Source organism: Sphingobacterium sp. LZ11T8, assembly GCF_024261425.1.
Taxonomy (GTDB): Bacteria; Bacteroidota; Bacteroidia; order Sphingobacteriales; family Sphingobacteriaceae; genus Sphingobacterium.
This window is the reverse complement of record NZ_JANBZY010000008.1, coordinates 1-26,990: the sequence shown is the minus strand read 5'-3', so window position 1 is coordinate 26,990 and position 26,990 is coordinate 1. Positions and strand designations below refer to the sequence as shown.

Below are 26,990 nucleotides of genomic sequence, written 5' to 3'. Positions count from 1 at the left end.
TACGGTCTAAATAATTCAGCTTTTTCAAGGGCACTCCATTAAAAATCACTAACTTTATCGGCAAAATAATCGAAATTTTATACTTTAAAATGAGTGCAGATATAAACAAATTAGAACAGATCGCTTCGCAAGTAAGAAGAGACATTGTTCGTATGGTGCATGCATGCCAATCAGGACACCCAGGGGGATCTTTGGGTTGTACTGACTACTTTGTGGCCTTGTACTTTCACGCGATGAAAAATGACCCATCTTTCAACATGGATGGCATTGGTGAAGATATTTTCTTCTTGTCTAACGGTCACATCTCTCCAGTTTTCTACAGTACATTGGCTAGAGCTGGTTATTTTCCAGTGAGCGAATTAGCTACTTTCAGAAAAATCAACTCTCGTCTTCAAGGTCATCCGACTACACATGAGCACCTTCCAGGAATCCGTATCGCTTCAGGTTCTTTAGGCCAAGGTCTTTCAGTGGCTATCGGTGCAGCACAAGCTAAAAAGTTGAACAAAGACAACAATTTGGTTTATGTATTGATGGGCGACGGTGAATTGCAAGAAGGTCAGGTTTGGGAAGCTGCTATGTACGCGCCTCACAATAAAGTAGACAATTTGATCGCAGCAGTGGATTACAACCGTGCGCAGATCGATGGTTCAACGGATGATGTATTGTCATTAGGAAACCTACGTGCTAAATGGGAAGCTTTTGGATGGGACGTATTGGAAGTGAACAAAGGTAATGACATGGCATCTGTAATTGCTGGATTGGACGAGGCTAAATCTCGTACTGGAAAAGGCAAACCAGTGATCATTTTATTGCACACTGAAATGGGTTCAGGTGTTGATTTCATGATGGGCTCACACAAATGGCATGGAGTTGCTCCAAACGACGAGCAATTAGAATCTGCTTTAAATCAAATCCCTAGAACCATAGGCGATTATTAATCACTGTTTACGATAGTATTTGTAATGAAAAAATATACATACACAGAATCAAAAGATACACGTTCAGGTTTCGGTGCTGGTTTATTGGAAGCTGGCCAGAAAAATGAGAACGTAGTAGCCTTATGTGCTGACTTGATCGGTTCATTGAAAATGAACGACTTTATAAAAGCTTATCCAGAGCGTTTCTTCCAAATTGGTATTGCGGAAGCGAACATGATGGGTATCGCTGCGGGTCTTACCATTGGAGGTAAGATTCCTTTTACTGGAACTTTTGCCAACTTCTCAACTGGTCGTGTTTATGACCAAATCCGTCAATCAATTGCGTACTCAGGCAAGAACGTTAAGATCTGTGCTTCACACGCTGGTTTGACTTTAGGAGAAGATGGTGCTACTCACCAGATCTTGGAAGATATCGGTCTGATGAAAATGTTGCCTGGTATGACGGTGATCAATCCATGTGACTACAACCAAACAAAAGCGGCTACTGTTGCGTTAGTAGACCATGAAGGTCCTGTTTACCTTCGTTTCGGACGTCCAGTAGTTCCTAACTTCACTCCTGCTGACCAAAAATTTGAGATCGGCAAAGCGGTAATGTTAAATGAAGGTACCGATGTTACGATCGTAGCAACAGGTCATTTGGTTTGGGAAGCGATCCAAGCGGGTGAAGAATTGGAGAAATTAGGCATCAATGCTGAAATCATCAATATTCACACCATTAAACCATTGGATGAAGAAGCGATCCTAAAATCAGTGACCAAAACAGGCTGTGTGGTTACCGCTGAAGAGCACAACCGTCTTGGCGGTCTTGGCGATAGCGTGGCGCAATTATTGGCACAGAAATTACCTACTCCACAGGAGTATGTTGCAGTGAACGATAGCTTCGGCGAGTCGGGAACTCCAGCTCAATTGATGGAAAAATACGGTTTAAATGCTGCAAATATTGTTAATGCAGTACGTAAAGTCATTACAAGAAAATAACAATCTATGGAAGATTCCCTGATAATAGCAAAGTTTGCGGATGAAAAAACTCGTGAAGAGGCATTCCGCTTATTGCTTAAAAAATATCAGCAAAAGATTTATTGGCATGTCAGACGTATGGTCATTGACCACGACGACGCCGATGATGTTGTACAAGATATCTTTATCAAAGTATGGCGCAATCTTGAGAAATTCAGGGAAGATTCGCAATTGTATACTTGGTTATACCGCATTGCTACCAATGAGTGTATCACCTTTTTGAACAAGAAAAAGCAAAAGCAGAGTGTTTCATTGGATGATGATAGCTCTGCTTATCTTGCAGACTCCTTGGCAGACGGTGCCTATTTCAATGGTGACAAGGCACAAATGAAATTACAGCAAGCTCTTTTGATCTTGCCGGACAAACAAAGGCTGGTCTTTAACATGAAATATTTCGAGGACATGAAGTACGAAGAGATATCCGAGGTGTTAGGAACCAGTGTCGGAGCCTTAAAAGCTTCGTACCACTTAGCAGTTAAAAAAATAGAGAACTTTTTTGCCTCAAACGATTAAACCTTTTGCCGCAAAAACTATCTATTATGGTACTATGAAAGAAAATAACACATATTACGAAAACTTAGGAGGCAACCAACTACCTAACTCGTTGCGTGTCAACCCTTTCATTGTACCTGAAAATTACTTTGAAAAGCTAACCGAAAGAAGTCTGTTCTTCGCTAAACTTGATCAAATTTCAGACACAGGAAAAGTAGGATTGAGCACTCCAAATGGATTCTTTGAACAACAAGAGTCCCAACTGTTAGGTCAGATCAAGATCGACCAGTACAGAGATGCTGAAAACTTCAGTGTGCCTGAGCAGTATTTTGATCAATTGAGTGAGCAGATCCTTGGCCAAGTCCACATAGACGGGGTCAGAGAAATGGAAGAAACAGAAGTTCCTGCTGGTTACTTTGATAACTTGACTGCTCGTATTCTAGACAGAATTGAAGAAGAAGAGTTAACGCTAGAGATAGCTGAACCAGGATTTACCGTTCCTGAGGGTTATTTTGAAGAAGCTGATGATCAAATCATGGCTTCAATCTATACCGAAGAATTGAAATCTAAAGTTCAGGCAGATGGGTTTGAAGTACCTGCGGGTTATTTCGATCAGCTGTCAACCGCTATCCTTGACAAAGTTCAGGACAAGAAGGTCATTCAATTGCCTTCACGTAATGAGTCTGAAACTTCAGTTTCTGGGAAGAAAAGAAAAGTGTATGCTTGGTTGAGCTCAGCCGCTGCAGCCTGTGTAGCCGCAGTGATCGGGGTGTCTGTTTACAATGCAGAATACAACCAACCCATGCAAGCGGAAAAGGTGTCGTTGAATGAAATTCCAGAAGATGAAATTATCAACTACCTTTCCAATTACAGTGATGCTTCTGACCTAGAGTACTATGCAGAGTACATCTATCAGCCAGAGGAAGCACTAAATGTGGGGGAGGGAATCGATAAGGAAGTTTTAGAAGATTACTTAAATTATAATTTATAATGATTCGTTTAAAACATATTATTTCAACGCTCTGTTTGATTTGGATAGCTTGTTTTGTTGCGAATGGACAGTCACGCCAAGAAAGATTTGAAGCAATTGAGAAGCAGAAGGCGGCTTATATTACCAAACAACTGAGATTAACTCCAACCGAAGCACAGCAATTCTTTCCACTGTACAATCAGTACTCGAAAGAAATCAGAGGTGTCAAGTCAAAGAAATCGCAAGGCCACCAAAACAGTGGCAACCGCGGCAATTCCTTCAGACCCGGCAATGATGTAATAGAATACGATGCGCAAGAAGTGGATATCAAGAAAAAATACCGGTCCAAGTTCTCCGATGTCCTGGGGCAATCCCGAGCATCTCAGTTCTTTGCCGTAGAACAAGAGTTTATAGAGTTGCTGTATAAGGAACTAAACAGCAGAAGACATTAATAAAAAGAAGCGCTAGCGCTTCTTTTTTTATGCCCTATTTTATAATAAGCCTGTAAATTCATGAACCTTCCAACCTTAAAGTTTTATGAAAGTTTCTGTTTATGCCTATCTTTGCCACATCATGATAAGTAATAGAGAACTCTTCCTAAAAAACACTGCCCAAACCTCAGATTCACCAAGATTATTAGAAATCGACCGTGCTGAAGGTATATATCTATATGGGCCAAACGGAGAGAAATATATGGATTTGGTCTCTGGCTTCAATGTCAGCAACATTGGCCATAGACATCCTCAAGTCTTAAAAGCAATCCAGGAACAGCTGGACCGTTTCATGCATGTAACCGTGTATGGCGAATTCGTTCAAGCCCCACAGGTGCTGTTAGCTACGGAACTATTAGAAGTCTTGCCTGACTCCTTCCAATCGGTTTACTTTACCAATTCGGGAGCGGAGGCTGTAGAAGGTTCGATGAAAGTGGCCAAGAAATTCACCGGTCGCAGGGAAATCATCGCTGCCAAACAGGCCTACCATGGCAGTACGCAAGGCGCCTTGAGCCTTATCGGCAATGATGAATATCGCGTAGCCTATGCCCCACTCCTTCCTGAGATTTCCTTTATTGAATACAATAACCTGCCTGACCTGGATAAGATCAGCGATAAGACAGCAGCGGTCATCGTGGAAGCCATTCAAGGGGAAGCCGGTGTTCGGGTGCCTAGCAAAGAATATATGCAAGCCCTGCGCAAGAAATGCACGGAATCTGGAGCGCTCCTGATATTCGATGAAATACAGACTGGATTCGGTAGGACAGGGAAATTATTTGCCTTTGAAAATTTTGGTATCGTACCGGATATCCTGATGTTGGCTAAAGGTATTGGTGGCGGAATGCCTTTGGGTGCTTTTGTAGCCCCAAAGGAAATGATGGACGTGATCAAATCAAACCCAATGCTGGGTCATATCACCACCTTTGGCGGCCATCCGGTGAGCTGTGCTGCAGCAAGGGCATCCCTGAAGGTGATACAAGATGAAAAGCTTGTTGAATCGGTAGAGCGTAAGGCCAATCTGTTTAGGGCGGAGCTCAAAATTCCGCAAATCAAGGAAATCCGTGGCTTGGGACTGATGATGTGCCTGCAATTGGACAACTTTGACCAAGTCTACCAAGTGAGCAACTATTGTGCATCCAAAGGCTTGATCATTGACTGGTACCTACATTGTGAAACGGCATTGCGCATTGCCCCTCCATTGACGATCAGTGAGGAAGAAATCATCCAATCCTGCAAAATAATTAAGGAAGGGATTGAAAAATTCTGTTAGAATAGCTAAATTGCTGTAACACTATCAACCTATTTAATCATAAAAATGGAGAACAGAAGAGACTTTTTAAAGAAAAGCTTGTTGACATTGGGAGCAGCCGGCTTAGGAACATCATTCGCAAACGCCATAGATTTTTCTACGGGTGCTAAGGCTAAACTGAGCATCAACCAAGGGGATGTCATCCTCTTTCAAGGTGACTCGATTACCGATGCAGGCAGAAATAAGGAAAACCTGAACCCTAACGATGGCAATGCTTTTGGAAACGGCTATGCTTTTATGGCAGCAAGTACCCTTCTTAATAAATATGCAGACAAAGATATCAAGGTCTATAATCGCGGAATCAGTGGAAACCGTGTTCCTGACCTAATCAATCGCTGGCAAAAGGATGCATTGGACCTAAAACCCAATATCCTGAGCATTATGATCGGTGTAAACGACTTCTGGAGAACCATGGATAGTGGCGCAAAAAATTCGCCTGAGCAATATAAAGCGCAGTATAAAGAGTTGCTGGACAAAACCAAAGCAGCCCTTCCTGATGTAAAATTGATTATCATCGAACCTTTTGGTGTCAAGAACGTAAAGCATGTTACGGATGCTTGGTTTCCTGAGTTTCCAAAATACCTGAACGCAGCCAAAGAAATCGCTCAAGAATATGGCGCTATCTTTTTGCCCTACCAAAGCATCTTTGACCAAGGCCTGAAAAGAAACAGCAACGGCGGCTACTGGACCACCGACGGTGTACATACCACGATGGCCGGTGCCAACCTGATGGCCGAATCTTGGCTTAAATTGATAAAATAAAAAAATCTCGCCTCAGATAAACTGAGGCGAGATTTTTTTATTTTAGATATGAGTATTGAGATATGAGTATTGAGATATTAAATTTGTTAGCCTTTCTATCTCACATCTAACATCTCATATCTCACATCTAAAGGACCCTAACCAACAAACCTTTCAGATACTCACTTTCTGGGAAGGAAGCACGGACAGGATGGTCTTCGGGTTGGCAATATTGATAGATAAATTGGATTTCTTTACCGGCGTCTAGAGCGGCCCAAGCGATGACCTGTTTGAAGGTATCGATGTCCATGGCTCCTGAGCAGGAAAACGTAGCCAGAAGGCCTCCGCTATTAAGAAGCATAAGCCCGCGTCTATTCAGGTCTTTGTACGCTCGGGAAGCTTTTTCTAATGCAGACCTTGTTGGTGCATATTTTGGTGGATCTAAAACGATGACATCAAACTTCTCCCCCTGCTCCCCCAATTCCCTCAGGTATTTATTGACATCAGACTGTACAGCGGTATGTTTGTTGCTATCAAATCCATTGAGCTTGATATTGTTCTTTAAGGTTTCGATAGCCAGTCCTGAGCTGTCAACAGAAGTAATGGAGCTCGCACCTTCGCGAAAGGCATTCAGGGTAAACCCGCCAGAGTAACTAAAGCAATCTAACATCTTCTTATCCTTTGCATAACTCGCCGTAATGGCTCTATTTTCGCGTTGATCGCAATAAAAGCCAGACTTCTGCCCTTCTACGATATTGACTTGATAATGTATACCATTTTCAATGACATCAACGAATTCAGGAGGTACGGTTCCAAAAAGAAGACCATTGGTATCAGGGAGCCCTTCATATTCTCTAGATTTCAGGTCACTGCGCTCATAGATCCCTTTGGGTTGTAATAACTGAACGAGCTGATCGACGATAATATCCTTTACTTTTTCAATTCCTGCGGAATGAACCTGTACGGAAATAAAGTCGGCATATTTATCGGCTATCAATCCTGGTAGGAAGTCGGCCTCTGCGAAGATCAATCGAACGGTATTGTTGCTATCGTGCAATAAGCTCAAACGGTTATTGACCGCTTTGCTTACCCGATTGCGCCACCATTGTTCAGTGATCTCCTGACTAGGGTCCCATTCCAATAAGCGGACCGCAACCCTCGAGTTACCATTGTATATACCGTAGGCAATAAATTCATCTTCTATGTTGTAGACAGAAACGATATCTCCATTTTGCGGTTTGCCCAGGGCAGCTGAGATTGCACCGGAAAAGACCCATGGATGTAATTGCCAAGCGGCTTTATCCTTTCCTTTGTTCAGGATTATTTTATTCATGAATGCAAAAATAAATAGAATTGAAAGAAATTAATTCATCATGGAATAAAAAACTTTGAATAACAGACTCCCTTTCATGATTTTTATCCTCTTCTTTTCTTACCGTTGGAACCTTTATTCTCTTTCAACATTTATTTTCATTATATTCATAACAACCACTAATAAACATCTTATGAGACTTTTCATCACTATCTTCCTATTTATTTCGATTTTCTTTCAATCCCTTTCTGCACAAGAGGTAACCATCAAAGGCACCATCAGCAACTTTGGCGACAGCATAAAGTATGTTCACCTATCCAGTTTTAATGGTTTTCAAGTGCATAAATTGAGTAACAATACTTTTGAATTTAAGATCCCTGGTGAATTGCCTAAGGAACAGGTAAACCATTCTTTCTTTGTACTGAGCAAAAATGAATATCCAACATTCGATGAGTTACATGATGAATTGTTAAATAGAAAGGAAATTACCTATGAAAGAGATGCATTGCCTATAATCGTGGATAATAATAACATGATAATAACCTTAGATGCAAAAGAGAAAAAAGCATCTGTAGAGGATAGTGAATTGAATAAGCAACTAGCTGAAATGAATGCTCTCCGAGAACAACAAAGGGTGAAATATAAGGAGAAGGAGGCCTCATTAGAAGAGATTACAGAATGGGGATTTAATGAAAAGATCAATGCACTAAATAAATACCCAAATTCCTTATTGACGGTTGAATACTTGGGAAATTTCTTAACGAATCCGTTTATGTCTACAGGCTTTCCAGAATTATCGCCGAAGCATTTGGAGCAAATCGAGGAACTAATAGCCAAAGTTAAGGAGCAAGACCTCTCTCTGAACAAAATCAATGAGCTGCAGAATCAATATGATATGGTAGACCATAAGAATAAATTGATGACTAATATAGATTTTCCTTCACTAAAATTAAGTAACCTCAAGAATGAAAAACTCAATATCAAAGATTTATACAAGGAAGCAGACTATATCGTCATTGATGTTTGGGCAACATGGTGCGTTCCTTGCCTTCAACAGCATCCTGAATATGAAAGGATTGCAGGTATAAGTAAAAAGAACATCAAATTTATTGGGTTATCCATTGATCAAAAAGAAGATGTTTGGAAAAGCCACCTAGCCAAAGAACCAAAGAAATATGATAATTTTTGGTTGGATAAGTCAGAAGTAAAGGTTTTGGAAGATTCTTTGTCCGTACAAAGCTACCCTACCTATATGATCATCAATACAAAGACTGGGAAATTGGCGAAAATCAGGTTCCCTTTAGATAGGCTGGAAGAACTATTGGCAACCCTGGAATAACTTGCTTTATTAGAATAAAAAAAGGATCAATCCGATATTCTTGGATTGATCCTTTTTGCATGTATAGAAGATATTAATTGTTCTCTATCAAGTAAGCCTTGAAGGCGTCGTAATCTACTTTCAACTCTTCTGCCAGCTTTGGTTTGCCTTGCAGCTTCTCAGCACCCTCTGGTAGTTTAACTTCTTTATAAACCTCCTCTGAAATCGCTTCGGGGAACTTACAAGGATGTGCCGTGGATAGGAACACCGAAGCATATTCGCCAGGATGATCTTTCCTGTAGGCTTCGGACGCTAGGTAAGCAATCGCTGTATGCGGACAGGCCACATATTTGAACTTCTCATACAGCTCATCCATTCCTTTTTTGGTTTCTTCGTCATTGTAGGTGTATGAACTGATTATTCCCTGCAGTTCCGAAAGATTATTATGGAATAGGTCTTGGATACGGACCCAGTTACTTGGGTTTCCAACGTCCATCGCATTTGCCAAGGTCTGAACGGAGGCTTTTGGTTCGTACTTTCCAGATTGCAAGAAACGCGGCACCGTATCATTGACATTCGTACCTGCCACGAAATGCGAAACCGGTAATCCCATCTTATAGGCCAATAAGCCCGCTCCAATATTCCCAAAGTTTCCACTAGGTACGGTGAAGACCACTTCTTGCATACCCTGAGCTTTCAACTGCGCATAGGCCCAGAAATAATAGAAGGTCTGCGGAATCAATCTGGCAATATTGATAGAATTCGCGGAAGTAAGCCTTAGTTTTTGGTTCAGCTCAGGATCATTGAAAGCCTGCTTAACCAAGGCTTGGCAATCATCAAAGGTGCCTTCCACTTCCAATGCCCGGATGTTTTGTCCATTGGTCGTTAATTGTTCTTCCTGAACCTTAGAGACCTTGCCCTTTGGGTAAAGGATGGTCACTCGAGTACCTTCAACGTCAAGGAAGCCTAAGGCCACAGCCCCACCGGTGTCACCAGAGGTGGCTACCAATACGTCTAACAGTTGTTCGCCTTGTTTTGAGAAGTATCCCATAACACGGCTCATAAATCGGGCTCCAAAGTCCTTAAAAGCATAAGATGGTCCATGGAAAAGCTCCAACACCGCTGTTTCAGCGCTAAGGAAACGCAATGGTGCATCAAAATTGATGGCATCATTGATGATGGCCTTGAGGTCCTTTTCAGGGATGTCATTCCCGATAATCGCATTGGCTATCTGAAAGGCAATCTCCTGAAAGGAGTATTGCTGGATATTTTTAATGAAATAAGGATCTAGGCTTGGGATATTCTCCGGCATATAAAGTCCCTTATCTTGAGGAAGGGAATTAAAAACTGCCTCTTGAAAGGATACGCGTAGATCTTTATTGTTAGTACTATAGAATTGCATTGTAATAAGTTTAGGTTTAAGAAAGAATTTTGGGTCCTTCCGCATTGACTGCAGAGACAAACTGTAAGCTATCGATACCATTGGCGGTTAAATGCTCTTGAATACGATCTACTGCCAATTGAGCAGCCTCAGCACCCTTGCTGATAGCAACCACGGAAGGTCCGGAACCCGAGATCCCAAAGCTTAGCACGCCAGCTTCCATCGCTATGCGTTTCATTTCATAGAATTCAGGTATCAAGATCGCCCGCGTAGGTTCGATCAGTACATCGTGCATACTTCTGCCGATCAAGTCATAATCACTACGGTATAATCCTGCCACAAGACCTGCTATATTGCCCCATTGATTAACCGCATCTTTTAAGGATACTTTTTCCTTGATCAATTGCCTTGCGTCCCTTGTCGGAACATCCACTTGTGGAAACACAATACCAGCTACTAAATCTTCTGGTACAGGCAGATTGATGATATCTAGGGGTTCATAACCTCTGATCAAGGTAATACCACCCATCAGTGCAGGAGCAACATTATCGGCATGGCCATGACCACAGGCCAATCGTTCACCCTCTACACAGAAAGGCATCAGCTCATTCTTGGTCAAAGGATTCCCCAAAAGGGCGTTTATGGCAAACAAACCTGCCACCGTACTCGCCGAACTAGAACCTAATCCACTTCCAATAGGCATGTGCTTGATCAGGTCGATTTCTACGCCGACTTCATCTTCAAGCCCTAAATGGCTCAACAACATCTTGACACAGGCGCTCACGGTATTCTTATCAGGGTCTAATGGCAAACGGCCATCGTCTCCTTGGATGGAGCGAATCCGAACTCCAGACTCTTTCACCCGTTGCATATAAACCTCATCTCCAGGTTTATCTACGGCAAAACCCAATATATCAAAGCCACAGATCATATTTGCTACCGTTGCTGGAGCAAACACCCGTACTTCTTTTAACCATTTATCTGGATTCAATATATTTCCCTTATTTACTAATTGTTCAGGATTTGACATGATTTCTATTGTTTTAGAATTAAGCTCCGACGTTTACTAAATCTGCGAACACCCCTCCAGCGGTAACTTCCGCCCCAGCACCAGGACCTTTTACCACCAATGGACGTTCTTTATATCTTTCCGTCGTAAATGAAATAATATTATCGCTTCCTGATAAGGCATAGAATGGATGGCTCTCATCGACCATTTGCAAACTGATTGCAACTTTACCATTCTCTAATGTACCGATGTATCGAATTACCTTACCTTGCTTTTCTGCTTCTTCTTTCAAATTATTGAAGTAATCATCAGCTTTTAACAGCTCTGCATAGAATTCATCCACCGAATCGGCCTTCAAACAGCTTTCTGGAAGAATATTACCCAATTGAACATCTGTAGACTCAATCGGATATCCAGCATCCCTACCCAAGATCAACATCTTACGCATAAAATCGATCCCTCCTAAATCATCACGGGGATCAGGCTCTGTAAATCCTAACTCCTGCGCTTTCTTAACTACATCGTAGAATGAAGCATCTCCCTTGAAATTATTAAAGATATAGGAGATGGTTCCAGATAGGATAGCCTCTATCTTCAACAAGCGGTCGCCACTCATCATCAAGTCCTTAAGAACCCTAACAATCGGCAGGCCAGCACCAACATTGGTTTCATAGAAGAAATCTACACCATGCTTTCTAGCCGTCTCATGCAATAGTTTATATTGAGCATAATCTCCAGAGTTTGCGATCTTATTACAGGTTACAATTGAGATATTCGCCTTAAAGATATTTTCATAATAGGTTGCGGGCAATTTACTCGCCGTATTGTCGATAAACACACAGTTTGGTAGGTTCATCTCCTGCATCTTTGCGATAAAGGTTGCTAAATCCGCCACTTCACCGTTAGCATCCATTTCTTCTTTCCAATTGCCAAGATCTATTCCATCGGCATTGAAATACATCCTTCTGGAATTAGAAATACCAACTACTTTGACTTCTATATCATTTTGCTCTTCCAAGAAAGCGTGCTGTTTATGTAATTGGCTGAACAAAGTAGAACCAATATTGCCTGTTCCAATATTGAACACATGAAGCGTTTTCTTTAACTCGGCGAAAAAGGCATCATGTACTGCGTTCAGCGCCTTAGAAAGGTCTTCCTTATTGATGATGACTGAAATATTGAATTCTGAAGAGCCTTGAGCAATTGCACGCACATTGATACCATTACGTCCAAGCGCATGGAATAACTTACCCGACATGCCAGGCGTACGTTTCATGTTCTCCCCTACGATTGCCAAGATGGATAGGTCACTTTCCACAACTGGCAGGGATAACTTATTGGCCAAAAGCTCTAGTTCGAATTCATTCTGGATAAGCTCAACGGCCTTTTGCGAATCACTTGGATTTACAGCAAAAGTGATACTGTGCTCGGAAGAAGATTGCGTAATCAAGATGACGTTAATCTGCTCCCTAGCCAATAAGGTAAACAGACGACCACTGAATCCGGACTTACCAACCATTCCACTACCCGTAAGGTTAATTACCGACACATCGGAAATCGAAGAGATACCTTTGATCGGAAAACCTGACTTTCCAGTCTCAAACTGGATTACCGTTCCAGGGAATTTCGGTTGAAAGGTGTTGCGGATTACAATCGGAATCTTTTTCATAAAAGCCGGAACCATCGTTGGAGGATAGATGACTTTCGCTCCAAAATAAGAAAGCTCCATAGCTTCAGTATAGGAAAGGACAGGCAACGAAAAAGCTTTCTTAACAATTCTAGGGTCTGCGGTCAACATCCCGTTCACATCTGTCCAGATCTCAATTGCAGAAGCATTCAGCACCGAACCGAAGATGGCAGCGGTATAATCTGAACCACCACGCCCTAAAGTTGTAATCCTGCCTTTATCATTAGAACCGATGAATCCAGTTACAAATAGGAGTTTATCGGCATGTGTTTGAGAAAGTGCTTGGATTAATTGTGCAGTAAGCGGTTCGTTGAGGTGGGCATTTCCAAAATTGGAATCTGTTTTAATATAGTGGGATGCGTTGATGTATTCTGCTTCGGGGACTTCCTGTTCCATGATCTTGGCGACCAAATAATTACTGCAGCGTTCGCCATAAGAGATGATCAGATCTTTGCTCTGATTACTAAGTTCCTTTAAAGCGGTAACCCCTTGCAGCAGGTCTTCCAATTCATTGACCAAGAGTTTCAATCTTGTTAACACGGGATTTTGAAACTTCACGGCAATTAATTTTTTGACCACTTCAAAGTGTTTCTCTTCCAAGAGTTTCAGATCCTCGGCAAAAGGCTTACCTTCCGCTGCATCTTCAGCCATTTTTGTCAACAGGTTGGTGATTCCTGACATCGCTGACAACACGACCAATGGCTTTTCTCCAGCTTCGTAAGATTCCTTTACGATGGCTAATACTGCTTTGATACTTTCTACGGAACCTACGGATGTCCCGCCAAATTTTAGAATTTTCATGCTTTCTTGCTCTGTTTATTTACTGTTTGTTTTATCGGAAATAAAAAAAGCCTTCCTCAAAAGAGGAAGGCTTCTAATATCTGTACTAATTACTATACAATAGAATCACTTCCTCCTGGTATTGCCCCCGGTGGTAATGATAATTGTAATAATAATAGATGCGTTTAACATTAATTTTGTTTTTGAATGTCCAAATATATTATTAAATTTTATATAACAATGTAGTTTTATTAAAAAAATTAAAAAAAATTATAAAAAGTAGCCCTATATCAGATTAAGCCAATATTTAAATGTAAATCGACAAATGAAAGGTTAAACAGGTAAAAAATCCAAATGTTAAAAGTGTTAAAACTTTGTTAAATTTCTTTAAGAATGTTTTGAATTCTATACAGTATGTATTAGATTTGCTTCAGCTCGTTTGAAAAATTACAAAAAAATGAAGGCTTTCAGGGAGCTTATGGTTGTATAAATTAGCGATTTAATGAAAACAAAGAAACTAGTGGCAGTGATGCTATTCATAGGCTTATGTCTATTCTCGCAGGCTCAAACCAGCCAAAAATCCTCAGACCCTGATAACCTAGCAAAAGAATACTTCTCTCAAATCATGGGCGTTGCATCAAACGCTACTACCAACACAAAACTTTATCAGTTTGTTTACGAATGGTTAGGAACTCCTTATCGCCTTGGAGGTGATTCTAAAAGAGGGATCGACTGTTCTAAATTCTCGTTGGCAGTTTATGAGAATGTGTTCAACACCACGATCGGTTATAATAGCCGCAATCAATATTCCAATGTAACCCCTATTCGTAAGAATGATTTACAACCTGGAGACTTGGTGTTCTTTAAGATCAGAAGCAGAAGCATTACCCACGTAGGTGTTTATTTAGGAGATGATAAATTTGCACATGCGTCATCTAGTAAAGGTGTCATGGTAAGTAACCTAAATGAAGCTTACTGGAAGCGATACTACTATAACGGTGGCCGTCCTAAATTGGAAGATGGCGAGCGTATCATGACTGCTGATGCCAACCCAAATCAGAAAAGCAATCTTCACTAGAACAAACTAGAGTTATAAAATATTAAAATAAAGTCCGAAAGTCATGCTTTCGGACTTTATTTTTTAAATTTTTGCTAAATTTACCCCTATCAAAAAAGCAACAATGTCATCTAAGAAAACACTTATCCTCAATAAAGAGCAGATCCTTCAAAAGTCCAAACGTATTGCCTATCAAATCGTAGAAGATAACTTTGACGAGTCTACAATTGTTCTTGTTGGTCTAGCTGACCGCGGTTATGTATTTGCCGAACGCTTACAGAAGATACTTATGGAAATAGCACCTGACAAAACCTTTGAATTGATCAAAGTAACTGTGCAAAAAACCAAGCGTAAACTGGAAGCGACAACAGATGTTCCGATTGAAACAGCAAAGGATAAAGTAATCATCTTGATAGACGACGTTTTAAACAGCGGTAGGACCTTGGCTTATGGCCTGGGTGTGTTTCTTAACGTTCCATTAAAACGCATGCGTACAGCCGTTCTAATCGACCGTAGCCACCATCAGTTCCCGGTGTTCAGTGATTATTATGGATTAAAGCTTTCAACCATCCTCAAAGAACACGTTGAGGTGGTCCTGGAGGAATTCGATAAAAAAGAAGATGCGGCATATTTATCATAGCCGCATCTTCCTTTTAAAATTCTATTTGTTTAGGTAATCCCTCTATTAACTCTTACCCTTATAAATCTTCAGCTTCTGACCAATGCGTAGGTTAGACCCACGAAGGTTATTATCTGATTTTATCTTATTTACGGTAGCCCCACGGTGCTTTCCAGCGATCTCTGACAAGGTATCCCCTTTACGCACCACATAGGTTACATAAGTAGGGTTACTTTTCACGGCGGTCTTTGCACGTGTTGCTGCCAGCACATTCTTGGACAGTTCCTCATCAATGGCTCTTGAAACCACCAAGGTCCTTCCTGCAATCGAACTTCTTGAAGTCAGGTTGTTCCAAGCCATTAAGTTTTGGACGCTGACGCCATATTTTCTAGAAATAGTCTGCAAGGTCTCCCCTTTTGTTACCTTATGGTCCTTGTCCTCTTTTACATCCACTGCTGCGATGGCTTTTTGAATAGCCTCGTCCTGCGGATTATGCAGGGCAGCATAGATCAACGAATCGCTCATCGATTCATTAATGGGGATCACCAAACGTCTTTGTTTCTCAGGACTTGCAACCACCACTTCGCGCTTATAACCTGGGTTCAATTGCTTCAACAATTCAGGAGAACAGGTCAAGGCAGATGCAAGTTGCTTAATATTGACCGATTTATCCAGCATCAGGACCTTATGGTCTGTCTGCAGATCATTCACCTCCGAATCCAAGCCATACAGCTCTGCATGGTTCAGCACATAGGTCATCGCAATGAATTTCGGTATATAGTTTTGGGTTTCTTTAGGAAGGAATGGCGACAGTTCCCAGTAGTTCGGGCTGTTCAATCCAGAACGGATAATGGCGCGACGCACACAGCCTCTACCGCAGTTATACGAAGCCAGGGCCAACAACCAATCATTGAATTCATCATAAGCCTCCTTTAAATAACTGGAGACCGCATAGGTTGTCGAGTATACATCCTTTCGCTCGTCAAAATTAGAATCCATGGTCAGGTTATAGACCTTAGCGGTGCCATAGATAAACTGCCATGGGCCAACGGCTCCAGAAGTGGAAACGGTATGCGGGTTTAGGGAAGATTCAATAACGGACAGATACTTTACCTCATCGGGCACGCCTTGTTCGGCAAAGATCTGGTCATAGATCGGGAAATAATATTCGCTCAAGCCTAGCAGCTTTTCCATATAAGGCTTGTAATTCCTGGAAATATATTTATCCAGATAAGCCTTGACGCGGACATTATATTCCAAAGGGACCGTTTTCTGGATCCTTTGGATCCGCTGGGCGATATTGACGTCCTCTTCACTGAAGACAACGCTGCCACCTGCCAGTTGCTTGACAGAATCCAACATCAGGAAAGTCTTTTCCTTATCTTTCTCTAATTGGTCAATAATATTGGCCTGAAAGGTTTCCCCAAAGACAGTTGGATCCACCTGCTGTTCCTGTGCGTACCCAAACTTCAGGACACACAAGCCTATTGTAACTAGGAAACTAATTTTTTTGTTCATAAGTAATCGCTACTGTAAAAACTATCTGTGTTAGTTCTTCGCTTATCGTTGGCAATTTGTGCCAATTCTTTTTGGTTAGCTATAAAAAAAAGTTTCACCAGACACATGACGTATCCAGTGAAACTTTATAAAATCTTTTAATGAAAATAATTAACCTTGTTTGTTAACTGTATCATTATTAGCTGTTGTATTTGTGTTGCCTTCAGCATTTGGATCATCTTTTTGGCCTTCTTTGAATTCTTTCACGCCACGTCCTAACCCACGCATCAATTCAGGAATTTTCTTTCCCCCAAATAACAATAACGCCAATACCACGATAATGATAATCTCATTGGTACCGATAAATAATAATCCTGATGTATACATATTCTACTAATTTACTGATTCTTTTCTTTTAGTGTATCTAACAAATATATAGATAAATAATTTAAATCCCTGTAACTATCTTGCTATCCATATTGAAGGATTCATCGAAGTTGTACCGCGATAAACGCTCAAGTCTATATAGGAATAACCTACCTCTGGATCGGAGTCTGCAGCCCCGATTACGGTCCCTGTAGAGATCTTCTGACCCTTGCTTACATTTACCGATTTCAGGTTTGAATAAGCCGTCAGATACTCACCATGTTGAACCACCACGGCATACGATCCGATATTGATAACCTGCAATACCGTACCTTCAAATACCGTTTTTACAGGTGCCCCATCCGATGTACGGATACGGATATAATCATAGAAGTCACGAACTCCACGCTCTACCGTAACACTACCGTAGTTACGTACAATATTACCCTGTCCTACCGGCCATGGCAAACGTCCTCTGTTGGATGAGAAACCAGCCGACAACTTGGTTGCTTCCGGTGAGTTGTTCAATACAGCTGAACCTGTTTTCTTTTCAATTTTCTTCTCGGCTTCTGTAACAGTGGTACCTGTTTTCTTAGCCTCAGCTTCCGCCAATCTTCTTCTGCGTTCTTCCTCAGCTCTACGTGCTGCTTCTACCTCACGGGCAATGGCAGTCTTGATCGCTGCATCCAGGCGTTTCTTTTCTTGTTGTTTTTTCGTCAACTGACCGCGGAACGTACGCTCCTCACGAGCCAATTGGTTCAACTCCTGAGAGTGGGCCGCTTTATCCTTGGCTATGGTATTACGCTCAGCTTCCTGTTCTTTCAACAGGGACTGTTGCGTCTTTTTATCTCTTTCCAATTGCGCAATCTTCAGCTCGATCTGTTTCTTGGTTCCCTCGATCTCGGCAACCTTGACCTTTCGGGCATCAGTAAATTGCTGCAGGTATTTTACCCTTTTAAAGGCTTGGTTAAAGTCCTTTGAAGCGAAGATAAACATCATCTTATTGTAGGAGTTCTTGTTCCTAAATGCAAATAGGATCATCTTTTCATAATCCTGTCTCATTTTTTCCAACTCCGCCTTAAGCTTATCTACGATGGCATTATTTGATGAAATGTTTTTGTTGATAATGCGCAACTCCGAATTGATGGTACTGATTTTATTCTCCCTCAGGTCCAACTGCTTGCTCAGCGCAGCAACTTCCTGTTGGGATAGGATCTTCTCCTGGGTCTTGGCACTTAATATTTTTTGGAGCTCAGCAATTTCTCTATCTATTCTTTCCCTTTGTTTCTTTAATTCCAAACTACTTTGTCCATAGCTCAAGCCAACAAATAGCAATAAGGAAAATATACTGAGTACAATCTTTTTAAAATCCATGAAATGTTAAATTCTTTCGTCTCTATTTTACAGAACTTCCAAAAATAAGGATATACTTAATACGAAAATAATAAAAACACAATTTCTTTACATTCAATCAGCCTAGCAATTAATTGATTGCCTTATATCTGGACGGAATACTGAAGTAAAGTTCCACGCCTTTATTGAATTCCGACTTGTTGTAAAGCAAGTCTGAAGACACTTTCGCACCACTACCTTCAATGTTTAACGTGAATCTCTGTGGAAAATTATGTCCGTCAATTACAGCAAACTCACTGTACTGAGCTTCCAATTTATTGGATTTGCCCAGCTCCATCAAGTTGAACAGGGTCGGTCTGTTACTTTTGTTCACACCGTAATGAAAGGTCAATCCATCCTTCACCCCGATAACCTGCACATCGTCTTCACTGGTCGCGATCTGCAATTGATCGGTACGCAACATCTCTGTTGATATATTGCCTACCAAGATATCCTGCAACATCCTAAAGGAAATACCAGGATTGGTATACCTATATATATAGGAAAATGGTTTAGCGATATACTCGCTCTGCAATCTATTGATGATCTTTACACTGTCTGGAGTAATCAAGACCCGGGCAGCTTCAATCCCCAAGAGTGCAGTAACCGAAATCCAAATGGCCTTATCCCGTTCCATACGCACATTCAAGGTTACGTTCTGGGTCTCTTCACCAAACTGCACCCTTGCCTTTGCCCGACCTGAGAAGGTGATAAAGTTCAAATTGTTCAATTCATAGGTGCTCAAAAGGTCCTTACCCTTTGCTGTAGCAGCGGCATCCCCCTTCTTAACGGTTGCCTTTTTACTGGCACAGGCTGATGCAAGCATCAATACCGCCAAGACCAAACTGATTTTACTCAATATATTTCTTCTCACTGATTTTCTGTTTTAACTTTTCCTTATCCAAGGCACTTCCTTCCGAATAGGTCATCGCCTTCTCCCATTGCTTCAATGCTTCCTTGGTCTTTCCTAATTTGATCAGGATATCACCATAATGATCATATAATACGCCCGATGGTTCCGAATTTTTGATCGCTTTCTCGATCCATACCAAGGCTTCCTGATATTTCCCTTGTTGGAATAGCACCCAGGCATAGGTATCTTGGAAGGTTCCAGAATTTGGCTCCAACTCATTTGCCTTCTTGGCGTATGCAGCAGCTTTATCCAGATCTTTCTTTTGTAGCGAAAGATAATAGGCGGCATTGTTCATCACCGTTACATTGTTGCTATCCAATTTGATTGCTTCCTCGTACGCCACTTCAGATGCCGACTCCATCTTGATCTCATGGTAAAGGTCACCCAAACCACCGTAAATCATGGACTTCACGAAGTCATTCTCATTGCCGCTCTGATCCAGGGCACGCTCAAGGAACAACCTGGCGTTGTCGGTATCTTTTTTCATCATATAGGCAACCCCAACAAAATAAGTGATGATCACATTATTGGGATTATGGCTCAATGCCTCTTTTCCATCCACGATGGCTCCATCTAATTTGTTCTGCGCCAATTCCACATTGATCAACTTACGCCATGCATCCACATGCTGCGGGTTCATGCTCACCGTTGTCAAGTAAAGTGACTTGGCCTGGTCAAGGTCACCACGCATCCAAAGGATATCTCCTTTAAACATATGACTATCGGGCATCCTTGGGTGCTTTAACACCAAGGTGTTCGCCAAGTCCTGCAATTGGTCTTTCGTAAAATCCTTATTGTTGTTCACCAGGTTCATCATGACCCGATGCTTGTCGATAAAGGTTACCGCGTCTGATTGAAAGGCCTTTTTGATATTCTCAAAAGCCTGCGAGCCTTTTTTCAGCGCCATATTGGCATCTGCCATATCCAGGTAAAGCAGATCATCTTTTGTCGTGGCCAGCCCTTCATCCAAAACGGTCAGGGCTTCCTTCGGTTTCTTTTCGTCCAGCAAGATATAGCTCAGGCTACTGTACACCTGGCGAATCGGAGATTTTTTCTTTCTCCACTGTTGAAGAACCTCATTGGCTTCTCGTGGGCGATCCATATCCATCAGAATTTCAGCCTTCAGGACATCTAGGGTATCCGTTTCACCGAACTTAGCTTTCGTTTCTTCATATGTCTTCAATGCATCTTCCGATTTTTTACCGGCATGCTGCATCATGATCTTTTCACGATATACCTGCGGATTGTTGGGTTGCTTCTTGATGAACTCATCTAATAACTCGACCGCAGAGGTGAAATCACCTTTGCTCTTGTACAGTTCCAGAAGATGGTTGTTGTATATGATATTCTCAGGAGCAATCTTCACGGCCTCCTCAGCAGCAGGCAAGGCAACATCAAAGTTTCTAGCTTGAGCATATAACAAGGATTTCGCATAGTAGACCTCTGCTCCATTCGGGTATTTCTCCAGGGTCTCTTCAATACTTTGCAGAGCATTTGCTAAATCCCCACTTTTCAGCTTGGACTCAATAGATGCCAATTGCTCCTTATAACCCTTATCATCCTTCAATTCTTGCGCAAACAACACTTGTCCCGCCATCAACATTACTCCCAGAACCAGGGGTTTGCACCAATGTAATCTTCTCATCTAAATCTCTTTAATTATTCACCTTTTATCTTGCTTAGCGCACAGTCTAAGGCTATTCAAGGTAATAAATTAATTTTAAAGAGTACAAAAATGCAGAAAAGTTTAAATGAATATCTTTAAGAAATGTTAAATCACGATAAAATCACCTATAAATATGCCTTAACAAGAGGGATTATTCCTTGAAAGCCGTTTATTTCTAAAAGGTCATTGGTTAGATAATTTGGATTAAACAACCTGACCTAATTTCCTGAAGGATTCTGCCGCATTTCCTGCTAGGGCTTCCTTCGGAGGGATAAATGTTTTTATAAATTGGGAAACACTGGAAGGGGGTGACATTTTTGTAGACACAAGGAATTCCTCATGAAGAACCCACTGTGTGGGAGAAATGTTTTCTGAAGATCTTCTTTAATTGGGTGAACTTAATAAAAAATAGTTTCTTCATCTGACAATTTCTGAAAGACCCCAAATTCAAAAAAACAAAAATAGATTCTTCGCTGTGCCCTACGTAAATATCTCATAACCTGCTGTCTTCCTACACCTGCGGTGTAGGACCTGTTCACCAATACAATTATGATTGAATTGTTCCGAGACACTTCGGAGAACCTTCAGCGTGACACAAAAAAAACTTATTTTGCGATACCTAGCCACATGGGGGGCTGCATTATTTTAGATGAATGGTTTCAAACAAAATAGGGCATGTTGTGGCTTTTCTGCCATGTAGCTAAAGCCATGAAAAACAGCTGGAAACAAAAAGTAAAATTGGCTTTGAGAATTAAATATAATTATTGTACCTTTGCAGACCTAATTGTAGTGATTACAATAGGAATTAAAACATTATTAATTAATTAAATAAAAGCAAGTGAATACGTTAAGTTACAAAACTGTCTCTGCTAACAAGAACACCGTTAACAAAGAATGGATCGTTGTTGACGCTGAAGGCGAGATTTTGGGGCGCTTGGCAAGCGAGATTGCGAAAGTGATCCGTGGAAAGCACAAGCCTTCATTCACCCCACACGTAGACTGTGGAGATAACGTGATTGTTATCAATGCAGACAAGATTAGATTGACTGGAAACAAGTTGGGCGACAAGGTATATGTTCGCTACACAGGCTACCCAGGTGGTCAGCGTTTCGTTTCTCCAAAAGAGTTAATGGCAAAGCACCCAGAGCGCATCATTGAGAAAGCTGTTCGCGGGATGTTGCCTAAGAACCGTTTAGGACGTCAGTTATTTAAGAACCTATATGTTTATGCTGGAACAGAGCACAAGCATGAGGCTCAGAATCCAAAACCAGTTAAATTTTAAGGAGAACGATTATGTCAACAACTAACACTTCAGGAAGAAGAAAAACTGCTGTTGCCCGCATCTACTTAACAGCTGGCAATGGAAACATTACCGTAAACGGTAAAGATTACAAGGAATATTTTCCTACATTACCTTTGCAATACATCGTTACTCAATCGTTATTGGTAGCAGATTCTCTTGCAAATTTTGACATCAATGTTAACGTTCAAGGTGGTGGGGTAAAAGGCCAAGCAGAAGCAGTTCGTTTAGCGATTGCAAAAGCTTTGGTAGAGCTTAACCCAGAAGTAAAACCTGCTTTACGTTCTAAAGGTTTGATGACACGTGATGACCGTATGGTTGAGCGTAAGAAACCAGGACGTCGTAAGGCACGTAGAAGATTCCAATTCAGTAAACGTTAATATAAGGAGGATCAAAAAATGGCAAGAACAACATATCAAGAATTATTGGATGCAGGTGTTCACTTTGGTCACCTTACTCGTAAGTGGGATCCGAAAATGGCTAAGTACATTTTCATGGAACGCAATGGTATCCACATCATCGACTTGAACAAGACTCTTACAAAATTAGAAGAGGCAGCATCAGCGATCAAACAGATCGTAAAATCAGGTCGTAAAGTTTTATTCGTAGCTACAAAGAAACAAGCGAAAGAAATCGTGGCAGAACAAGCGAAAGCAGTAAACATGCCTTTCGTGACAGAACGTTGGTTAGGTGGTATGCTTACTAACTTTGCAACAGTTCGCAAATCAATCAAGAAAATGTCAAACATCGATAAAATGCAGAAAGATGGCACTTACGATGTATTGTCTAAGAAAGAAAAATTGATGATCCAACGTGAGCGTATCAAGTTAGAGAACCTTTTAGGAGGTATCGCAGACTTGAACCGTTTACCTGCTGCATTATTCATTATCGACGTTAAGAAAGAGCATATTGCGGTTGCAGAAGCGATGAAATTAAACATCCCTACTTTTGCAATGGTTGATACAAACTCTGACCCTACAAACATCGACTTCCCTATTCCAGCGAACGATGACGCGACTAAATCAATCAGCTTAATTGCAAGCGTAATTGGTAAAGCTATCATCGAAGGATTGGAAGAGCGCAAGCGCGATAAAGAAGAGGACGCGGAAAAAGAAGCTGCTGCTGCTAAAGCTGCAGTTGACAATGGTGAAGCTGCTGAAGCGACTCCAGGAAAACGCACTCGTAAAGCGAAAGACGTAGAATAATCTTATTCTATAATATAAGCCGGATAGACAAGTGTTGGTTTCTGGAAGATCTGCTTCCTTTTACCGCCCCTGTCTTTCCGGTTTTTTTGCTGAAAGGCAAGAACCTATTGAACATTAAAAGTTAACATTCTGTTGATTTTAATTCAAGGAATGCTTAACACATCAATTGTAATTTTAACAAAAAATATACTATGTCAGTACAAATTTCTGCATCAGATGTAAACAAATTGCGTCAACAAACTGGCGCTGGTATGATGGACTGTAAAAAAGCATTAGTGGAAGCTAATGGTGATTTCGAAGCTGCTGTTGACTACCTTCGTAAAAAAGGTGCTAAAGTTGCTGCTAGCCGTCAAGACCGCGACTCAAACGAAGGAGTAATTATTGCTAAAGCTGCGGCTGATGGCAAATCAGGTATCGTAGTTGAGGTAAACTGTGAGACTGACTTCGTAGCGAAGAACGCTGATTTCGTTGCATTTGCTGAATCAGTAGCTGACGCTGCATTAGCGAACAGCCCTGCTACTCTAGAGGACCTAAAAGCATTGGAAATCGGTGGAACTAAAATCGCTGACTTATTGATCGAACAAACGGGTAAGATCGGTGAGAAAATCGACGTTTCTAAATTCGAAACTGTTGCTGCTGATAAAGTTGTTGCTTATATCCACGGTAACTACCGTCTAGGTGTATTGGTAGGTCTTTCTGCTGATGCTGCTGGTGTTGAAGAAGCTGGTAAAGACGTAGCTATGCAAATCGCTGCGATGAACCCAGTGGCTATCGATAAAGATGGTGTTGATACGAAAACTATCGAACGCGAACTTGAAATCGCTAAAGAACAAATCCGCGCTGAAGGTAAACCAGAAGAAATGGTAGAAAAAATCGCTCAAGGTAAATTGAACAAATTCTACAAAGAAAACACTTTATTGAACCAAGAGTTCGTTAAAGATTCTTCTAAATCTATCGCTCAGTTCTTGGATTCAGTTGCTAAAGGATTGACTGTTACTGCTTTCAAACGTGTACAATTAGGCGCGTAAGCATTATAAAATAAGAAAAGCCCATCCCCAAAAAGGATGGGCTTTTCTTATTTTATAGACTAAGAGACATTAGACATCAGACATTAGACCTATCCTTGCCAAGCAAGTTTTGACAAGCACAGATGGCTGAATTGTTTTTCAAGCAAAGCTGTTTGGTTTTTATGCGATAGGCTCTGTGAAAACGTCAAAAACATTGTTGGAAAAATTAAGTTAATATTAAAGCAGTAAGCTCTATGTAGGGTTATACAGTGGTCTTATGTCTTATGTCTATTGTCTGTTGTCTAAAACACTATATTTACCTAAATTGCTACTGAATATGAGAACGAAGCAGATTAACAACAATTCCATCAACCAGATCATGTTGATTATCATCATTATCTTGGTATGTATCCTAATTTTCAAGAACCTTTACTATTATTTGCCGGGCTTCCTAGGTGCCATTACTTTATATGTGCTATTCCGCAACAGCTACTTTAAGTTGACGGAACGAAAAAGATGGAACAAGATCCTGACCAGTCTCCTATTTATTCTCATATCCATTGTCTTTATTGTATTGCCCATTTGGGCCTTGGTGGATTATCTGGTTCCACAGATCACCAGTTTCTTGAACAATACGGATAAGATCGTCTCCCAGTTCAATCTCTTGAAGGAATATATGGCCGACAAGCCATTCCTGAAGGATATTGACATGTCGGATGAAGCTTTGCTCAATATGCTGCAGCGATTTACCAAATATGTACCAAGCATATTGAACTCCGTGGCCGAGGTCATGATCAATATTATAGTGGCTTTGTTTGTGCTTTATTTTATGTTGGTGTATGGTAGGCAAATGGAAAGTTATATCTCCAGTGGTGTACCCTTCTCACCAAAAAGCAAACAAGAACTATGGAAAGAGTTTGATTCCATGGTCCGTTCCAATGCCATCGGTATCCCTATCTTGGGATTCTTCCAAGGTTTAGTAGCCATGTTGGGCTATTGGATCTTTGGGGTAGATAATTTTATTCTGATGGGCATGCTGACCGGTATTGCTTCCATAGTTCCGGTATTAGGGACCATGACCATCTATGTTCCACTGGGTATCATTACCTTAGCCGGAGGTGAAACTGCCAATGGAATCGGTATCCTCCTCTATGGATTTCTATTGATCGGTAGTATCGATAATATCTTACGCTTTACCATTTTAAAAACATTGGGAAATGTCCCACCTCTGATCACGGTGTTCGGGGTATTGCTGGGTCTAAAATTATTCGGCATGTTGGGATTGATCTTCGGTCCTTTGATCCTATCTTCTGTAGGAGTTTTGATCAAGGTCTATTCCAATGAATATGGCAAGGGAGATTCAATTATCCTGAGTACAGATAACCCTGAGAAAACCGAATAAGGTAAAACAATATTCAAATTAGGTAATACCAAAAATGGCGATTATCAAAAGATTGTAAGCTTTGACTTGCACTTTCCTATTAAAGTCATAATCAGCTTTTTGGATGACAAAAGTCACATAACTGCTCTTGTATTCTTTGTATCTTATTGTCAAAATAATAAGCGAACAATATGAAACAACTAAATGACAAAGTGGCTATTGTGACCGGAGGAGTTTCCGGTATCGGTAAGGCAATCGTTGAACTTTTTGTAAAAGAAGGTGCTAAAGTTGTTATAGCGGATCTGAACGAAAAGTTAGGAGAAGAATTGATCAACAATCTTGGTGAGGGGAATGTTATCTTTATTAAAGCAGATGCCTCTTCTGCCGAAGACAATAAAAAAATTGTGGAGGCTGCCATTGAGAATTTCGGCGCACTACATATTGCAGTGAACAATGCAGGAATAGGTGGCGAATCCAACAACGTTGGGGACCTATCTATCGAAGGCTGGAAGAAAGTCATTGACATCAACCTCAATGGAGTATTCTATGGAATGCACTATCAGTTACCAGAGATTGAGAAAGTGGGCGGAAGCATCATTAATATGGCATCTATCCTTGGGGCAGTAGGATTTGCGAAATCATCGGCATACGTTGCAGCAAAACATGGCGTTGTCGGACTGACCCAGGCTGCAGGATGGGAATATGCGACCAAAGGCGTTCGCATCAATGCAATCGGTCCTGGATTTATTGCAACTCCATTGGTTGAAGCCAACCTGGATGCAGACTCCCTGAAATATCTAGAAACACAACATGCTTTCCAAAGATTGGGTAAGCCAGAAGAAGTAGCAGAGCTGGCTTTATGGCTAGCTTCGGATAAAGCTTCATTCGTTACGGCATCCTATTACCCAGTGGATGGCGGTTATTTAGCGAAATAAAAAAACGGAAGGCAATTGAAAAAAATTGCCTTCCGTTTTTTTAATGAATGGGGAATGAAGAAAGCAGGCGAATTCAATTCGCCCCTTCTATGTTGTATTCCAAATTTTTTCTTGATTATTTGCCTCTATGGTTGTTTTTCCTTTCCCTTTCCCTTGCTTTGGGCCAAAGGTTGCCCAGCTGATGGTTTTTCCAACAGCTGCGATATG

Annotated in this window: 25 protein-coding genes; 16 read left to right on the top strand and 9 right to left on the bottom strand. The window is 41.1% G+C overall.

The genetic code is table 11. The annotated features are described in order from the left end of the window. Positions 1 to 89: 89 nt before the first annotated feature. The 7 genes from NLF99_RS16945 (at position 90) to NLF99_RS16915 (ending at position 5,979) form a co-directional block, all read left to right on the top strand. A complete protein-coding gene (locus tag NLF99_RS16945) occupies positions 90 to 938 on the top strand; it encodes a transketolase (protein ID WP_185210666.1) in 849 nt (282 codons plus the stop codon). A gap of 24 nt (positions 939 to 962) precedes the next feature. Further along, on the top strand, positions 963 to 1,916 hold the full coding sequence (locus NLF99_RS16940) for a transketolase family protein (RefSeq protein WP_185210668.1): 954 nt from the start codon (positions 963 to 965) through the stop codon (positions 1,914 to 1,916). Between the two features lie 6 nt (positions 1,917 to 1,922). Further along, entirely contained in the window at positions 1,923 to 2,468 is a 546-nt protein-coding gene (locus NLF99_RS16935; protein WP_185210669.1) for an RNA polymerase sigma factor, read from the top strand. Between the two features lie 34 nt (positions 2,469 to 2,502). Beyond that, on the top strand, positions 2,503 to 3,438 hold the full coding sequence (locus tag NLF99_RS16930; RefSeq protein WP_185216091.1) for a hypothetical protein: 936 nt from the start codon (positions 2,503 to 2,505) through the stop codon (positions 3,436 to 3,438). Further along, on the top strand, positions 3,438 to 3,869 hold the full coding sequence (locus NLF99_RS16925) for a hypothetical protein (protein ID WP_254529691.1): 432 nt from the start codon (positions 3,438 to 3,440) through the stop codon (positions 3,867 to 3,869). The genes NLF99_RS16930 and NLF99_RS16925 overlap by 1 nt, the downstream gene beginning before the upstream one ends. Positions 3,870 to 3,990: 121 nt before the next feature. Further along, on the top strand, positions 3,991 to 5,178 hold the full coding sequence (locus NLF99_RS16920) for an aspartate aminotransferase family protein (protein WP_254529909.1): 1,188 nt from the start codon (positions 3,991 to 3,993) through the stop codon (positions 5,176 to 5,178). Between the two features lie 45 nt (positions 5,179 to 5,223). Further along, on the top strand, positions 5,224 to 5,979 hold the full coding sequence (locus NLF99_RS16915) for an SGNH/GDSL hydrolase family protein (protein WP_254529689.1): 756 nt from the start codon (positions 5,224 to 5,226) through the stop codon (positions 5,977 to 5,979). Between the two features lie 127 nt (positions 5,980 to 6,106). Here NLF99_RS16915 and NLF99_RS16910 read toward each other — a convergent pair whose 3' ends face one another. Then, positions 6,107 to 7,291 (bottom strand): class I SAM-dependent rRNA methyltransferase, encoded by a 1,185-nt coding sequence (locus NLF99_RS16910; protein ID WP_254529687.1) that lies wholly within the window; start codon positions 7,289 to 7,291, stop codon positions 6,107 to 6,109. Between the two features lie 172 nt (positions 7,292 to 7,463). Here NLF99_RS16910 and NLF99_RS16905 point away from each other — a divergent pair, with 172 nt between their 5' ends. After that, the gene (locus NLF99_RS16905; RefSeq protein WP_254529685.1) at positions 7,464 to 8,609 is read left to right on the top strand and encodes a thioredoxin family protein; all 1,146 of its coding nucleotides are present in this window, start codon (positions 7,464 to 7,466) and stop codon (positions 8,607 to 8,609) included. Between the two features lie 73 nt (positions 8,610 to 8,682). Here the strand turns inward: NLF99_RS16905 and thrC are convergent, their stop codons facing one another. Genes thrC through thrA form a run of 3 tightly spaced genes read right to left on the bottom strand, consistent with a single transcriptional unit; the run spans position 8,683 to position 13,466 of the window. After that, positions 8,683 to 9,990: a threonine synthase gene (gene thrC / locus NLF99_RS16900; RefSeq protein WP_254529683.1), complete on the bottom strand. Its 1,308-nt coding sequence runs from the start codon at positions 9,988 to 9,990 to the stop codon at positions 8,683 to 8,685. 16 nt (positions 9,991 to 10,006) lie between these two features. After that, entirely contained in the window at positions 10,007 to 10,999 is a 993-nt protein-coding gene (locus tag NLF99_RS16895) for a homoserine kinase (RefSeq protein ID WP_254529681.1), read from the bottom strand. 19 nt (positions 11,000 to 11,018) lie between these two features. Next, complete coding sequence (gene thrA / locus NLF99_RS16890) at positions 11,019 to 13,466, bottom strand: bifunctional aspartate kinase/homoserine dehydrogenase I (RefSeq protein ID WP_185210682.1); 2,448 nt, start codon at positions 13,464 to 13,466, stop codon at positions 11,019 to 11,021. Between the two features lie 481 nt (positions 13,467 to 13,947). Between thrA and NLF99_RS16885 the strand changes: the two genes are divergently transcribed. Together NLF99_RS16885 and NLF99_RS16880 are read left to right on the top strand one after the other, a co-directional pair. Beyond that, positions 13,948 to 14,523: a C40 family peptidase gene (locus tag NLF99_RS16885; RefSeq protein ID WP_185210684.1), complete on the top strand. Its 576-nt coding sequence runs from the start codon at positions 13,948 to 13,950 to the stop codon at positions 14,521 to 14,523. A gap of 103 nt (positions 14,524 to 14,626) precedes the next feature. Beyond that, a complete protein-coding gene (locus NLF99_RS16880; RefSeq protein WP_185210686.1) occupies positions 14,627 to 15,142 on the top strand; it encodes a phosphoribosyltransferase family protein in 516 nt (171 codons plus the stop codon). A 45-nt stretch (positions 15,143 to 15,187) separates the two neighbouring features. Here the strand turns inward: NLF99_RS16880 and NLF99_RS16875 are convergent, their stop codons facing one another. From NLF99_RS16875 to NLF99_RS16855, 5 genes are all read right to left on the bottom strand, one after another. After that, on the bottom strand, positions 15,188 to 16,639 hold the full coding sequence (locus NLF99_RS16875; RefSeq protein ID WP_254529679.1) for a lytic transglycosylase domain-containing protein: 1,452 nt from the start codon (positions 16,637 to 16,639) through the stop codon (positions 15,188 to 15,190). A 150-nt stretch (positions 16,640 to 16,789) separates the two neighbouring features. Further along, the gene (locus tag NLF99_RS16870; RefSeq protein ID WP_093098747.1) at positions 16,790 to 17,005 is read right to left on the bottom strand and encodes a twin-arginine translocase TatA/TatE family subunit; all 216 of its coding nucleotides are present in this window, start codon (positions 17,003 to 17,005) and stop codon (positions 16,790 to 16,792) included. 75 nt (positions 17,006 to 17,080) lie between these two features. Further along, positions 17,081 to 18,358, bottom strand: coding sequence for a murein hydrolase activator EnvC (locus tag NLF99_RS16865; protein WP_185216081.1), 1,278 nt, complete (start codon positions 18,356 to 18,358; stop codon positions 17,081 to 17,083). A 109-nt stretch (positions 18,359 to 18,467) separates the two neighbouring features. Then, on the bottom strand, positions 18,468 to 19,250 hold the full coding sequence (locus NLF99_RS16860) for a DUF4292 domain-containing protein (RefSeq protein ID WP_254529677.1): 783 nt from the start codon (positions 19,248 to 19,250) through the stop codon (positions 18,468 to 18,470). Next, positions 19,228 to 20,934, bottom strand: coding sequence for a tetratricopeptide repeat protein (locus NLF99_RS16855; RefSeq protein WP_254529675.1), 1,707 nt, complete (start codon positions 20,932 to 20,934; stop codon positions 19,228 to 19,230). Before NLF99_RS16855 ends, NLF99_RS16860 begins: the two co-directional genes overlap by 23 nt. 859 nt (positions 20,935 to 21,793) lie before the next feature. On the opposite strand from NLF99_RS16855, the gene rplM reads away from it, so the two are divergent. The 6 genes from rplM to NLF99_RS16825 all read left to right on the top strand — a co-directional run bounded on the left by rplM (position 21,794) and on the right by NLF99_RS16825 (position 26,783). Further along, positions 21,794 to 22,237: a 50S ribosomal protein L13 gene (gene rplM, locus NLF99_RS16850; RefSeq protein WP_094255220.1), complete on the top strand. Its 444-nt coding sequence runs from the start codon at positions 21,794 to 21,796 to the stop codon at positions 22,235 to 22,237. 11 nt (positions 22,238 to 22,248) lie between these two features. Beyond that, the gene (gene rpsI / locus NLF99_RS16845) at positions 22,249 to 22,635 is read left to right on the top strand and encodes a 30S ribosomal protein S9 (RefSeq protein ID WP_094255221.1); all 387 of its coding nucleotides are present in this window, start codon (positions 22,249 to 22,251) and stop codon (positions 22,633 to 22,635) included. Between the two features lie 18 nt (positions 22,636 to 22,653). Next, a complete protein-coding gene (gene rpsB, locus NLF99_RS16840) occupies positions 22,654 to 23,460 on the top strand; it encodes a 30S ribosomal protein S2 (RefSeq protein ID WP_254529673.1) in 807 nt (268 codons plus the stop codon). A gap of 191 nt (positions 23,461 to 23,651) precedes the next feature. Further along, positions 23,652 to 24,488 (top strand): translation elongation factor Ts, encoded by an 837-nt coding sequence (tsf, locus tag NLF99_RS16835; RefSeq protein WP_093098737.1) that lies wholly within the window; start codon positions 23,652 to 23,654, stop codon positions 24,486 to 24,488. 316 nt (positions 24,489 to 24,804) lie between these two features. After that, positions 24,805 to 25,869: an AI-2E family transporter gene (locus NLF99_RS16830; RefSeq protein WP_185210694.1), complete on the top strand. Its 1,065-nt coding sequence runs from the start codon at positions 24,805 to 24,807 to the stop codon at positions 25,867 to 25,869. Between the two features lie 170 nt (positions 25,870 to 26,039). Beyond that, entirely contained in the window at positions 26,040 to 26,783 is a 744-nt protein-coding gene (locus tag NLF99_RS16825) for an SDR family NAD(P)-dependent oxidoreductase (RefSeq protein ID WP_185210696.1), read from the top strand. Positions 26,784 to 26,990 lie beyond the last annotated feature (207 nt).

What these genes read in the sequence shown, in the direction of transcription:
- NLF99_RS16945 (WP_185210666.1), top strand. Translation starts at nt 90, where the DNA reads ATGAGTGCAGATATAAACAAATTAGAACAGATCGCTTCGCAAGTAAGA.
- NLF99_RS16940 (WP_185210668.1), top strand. Translation starts at nt 963, where the DNA reads ATGAAAAAATATACATACACAGAATCAAAAGATACACGTTCAGGTTTC.
- NLF99_RS16935 (WP_185210669.1), top strand. Translation starts at nt 1,923, where the DNA reads ATGGAAGATTCCCTGATAATAGCAAAGTTTGCGGATGAAAAAACTCGT.
- NLF99_RS16930 (WP_185216091.1), top strand. Translation starts at nt 2,503, where the DNA reads ATGAAAGAAAATAACACATATTACGAAAACTTAGGAGGCAACCAACTA.
- NLF99_RS16925 (WP_254529691.1), top strand. Translation starts at nt 3,438, where the DNA reads ATGATTCGTTTAAAACATATTATTTCAACGCTCTGTTTGATTTGGATA.
- NLF99_RS16920 (WP_254529909.1), top strand. Translation starts at nt 3,991, where the DNA reads ATGATAAGTAATAGAGAACTCTTCCTAAAAAACACTGCCCAAACCTCA.
- NLF99_RS16915 (WP_254529689.1), top strand. Translation starts at nt 5,224, where the DNA reads ATGGAGAACAGAAGAGACTTTTTAAAGAAAAGCTTGTTGACATTGGGA.
- NLF99_RS16910 (WP_254529687.1), bottom strand. Translation starts at nt 7,291, where the DNA reads ATGAATAAAATAATCCTGAACAAAGGAAAGGATAAAGCCGCTTGGCAA.
- NLF99_RS16905 (WP_254529685.1), top strand. Translation starts at nt 7,464, where the DNA reads ATGAGACTTTTCATCACTATCTTCCTATTTATTTCGATTTTCTTTCAA.
- thrC (WP_254529683.1), bottom strand. Translation starts at nt 9,990, where the DNA reads ATGCAATTCTATAGTACTAACAATAAAGATCTACGCGTATCCTTTCAA.
- NLF99_RS16895 (WP_254529681.1), bottom strand. Translation starts at nt 10,999, where the DNA reads ATGTCAAATCCTGAACAATTAGTAAATAAGGGAAATATATTGAATCCA.
- thrA (WP_185210682.1), bottom strand. Translation starts at nt 13,466, where the DNA reads ATGAAAATTCTAAAATTTGGCGGGACATCCGTAGGTTCCGTAGAAAGT.
- NLF99_RS16885 (WP_185210684.1), top strand. Translation starts at nt 13,948, where the DNA reads ATGAAAACAAAGAAACTAGTGGCAGTGATGCTATTCATAGGCTTATGT.
- NLF99_RS16880 (WP_185210686.1), top strand. Translation starts at nt 14,627, where the DNA reads ATGTCATCTAAGAAAACACTTATCCTCAATAAAGAGCAGATCCTTCAA.
- NLF99_RS16875 (WP_254529679.1), bottom strand. Translation starts at nt 16,639, where the DNA reads ATGAACAAAAAAATTAGTTTCCTAGTTACAATAGGCTTGTGTGTCCTG.
- NLF99_RS16870 (WP_093098747.1), bottom strand. Translation starts at nt 17,005, where the DNA reads ATGTATACATCAGGATTATTATTTATCGGTACCAATGAGATTATCATT.
- NLF99_RS16865 (WP_185216081.1), bottom strand. Translation starts at nt 18,358, where the DNA reads ATGGATTTTAAAAAGATTGTACTCAGTATATTTTCCTTATTGCTATTT.
- NLF99_RS16855 (WP_254529675.1), bottom strand. Translation starts at nt 20,934, where the DNA reads ATGAGAAGATTACATTGGTGCAAACCCCTGGTTCTGGGAGTAATGTTG.
- rpsI (WP_094255221.1), top strand. Translation starts at nt 22,249, where the DNA reads ATGTCAACAACTAACACTTCAGGAAGAAGAAAAACTGCTGTTGCCCGC.
- rpsB (WP_254529673.1), top strand. Translation starts at nt 22,654, where the DNA reads ATGGCAAGAACAACATATCAAGAATTATTGGATGCAGGTGTTCACTTT.
- tsf (WP_093098737.1), top strand. Translation starts at nt 23,652, where the DNA reads ATGTCAGTACAAATTTCTGCATCAGATGTAAACAAATTGCGTCAACAA.
- NLF99_RS16830 (WP_185210694.1), top strand. Translation starts at nt 24,805, where the DNA reads ATGAGAACGAAGCAGATTAACAACAATTCCATCAACCAGATCATGTTG.
- NLF99_RS16825 (WP_185210696.1), top strand. Translation starts at nt 26,040, where the DNA reads ATGAAACAACTAAATGACAAAGTGGCTATTGTGACCGGAGGAGTTTCC.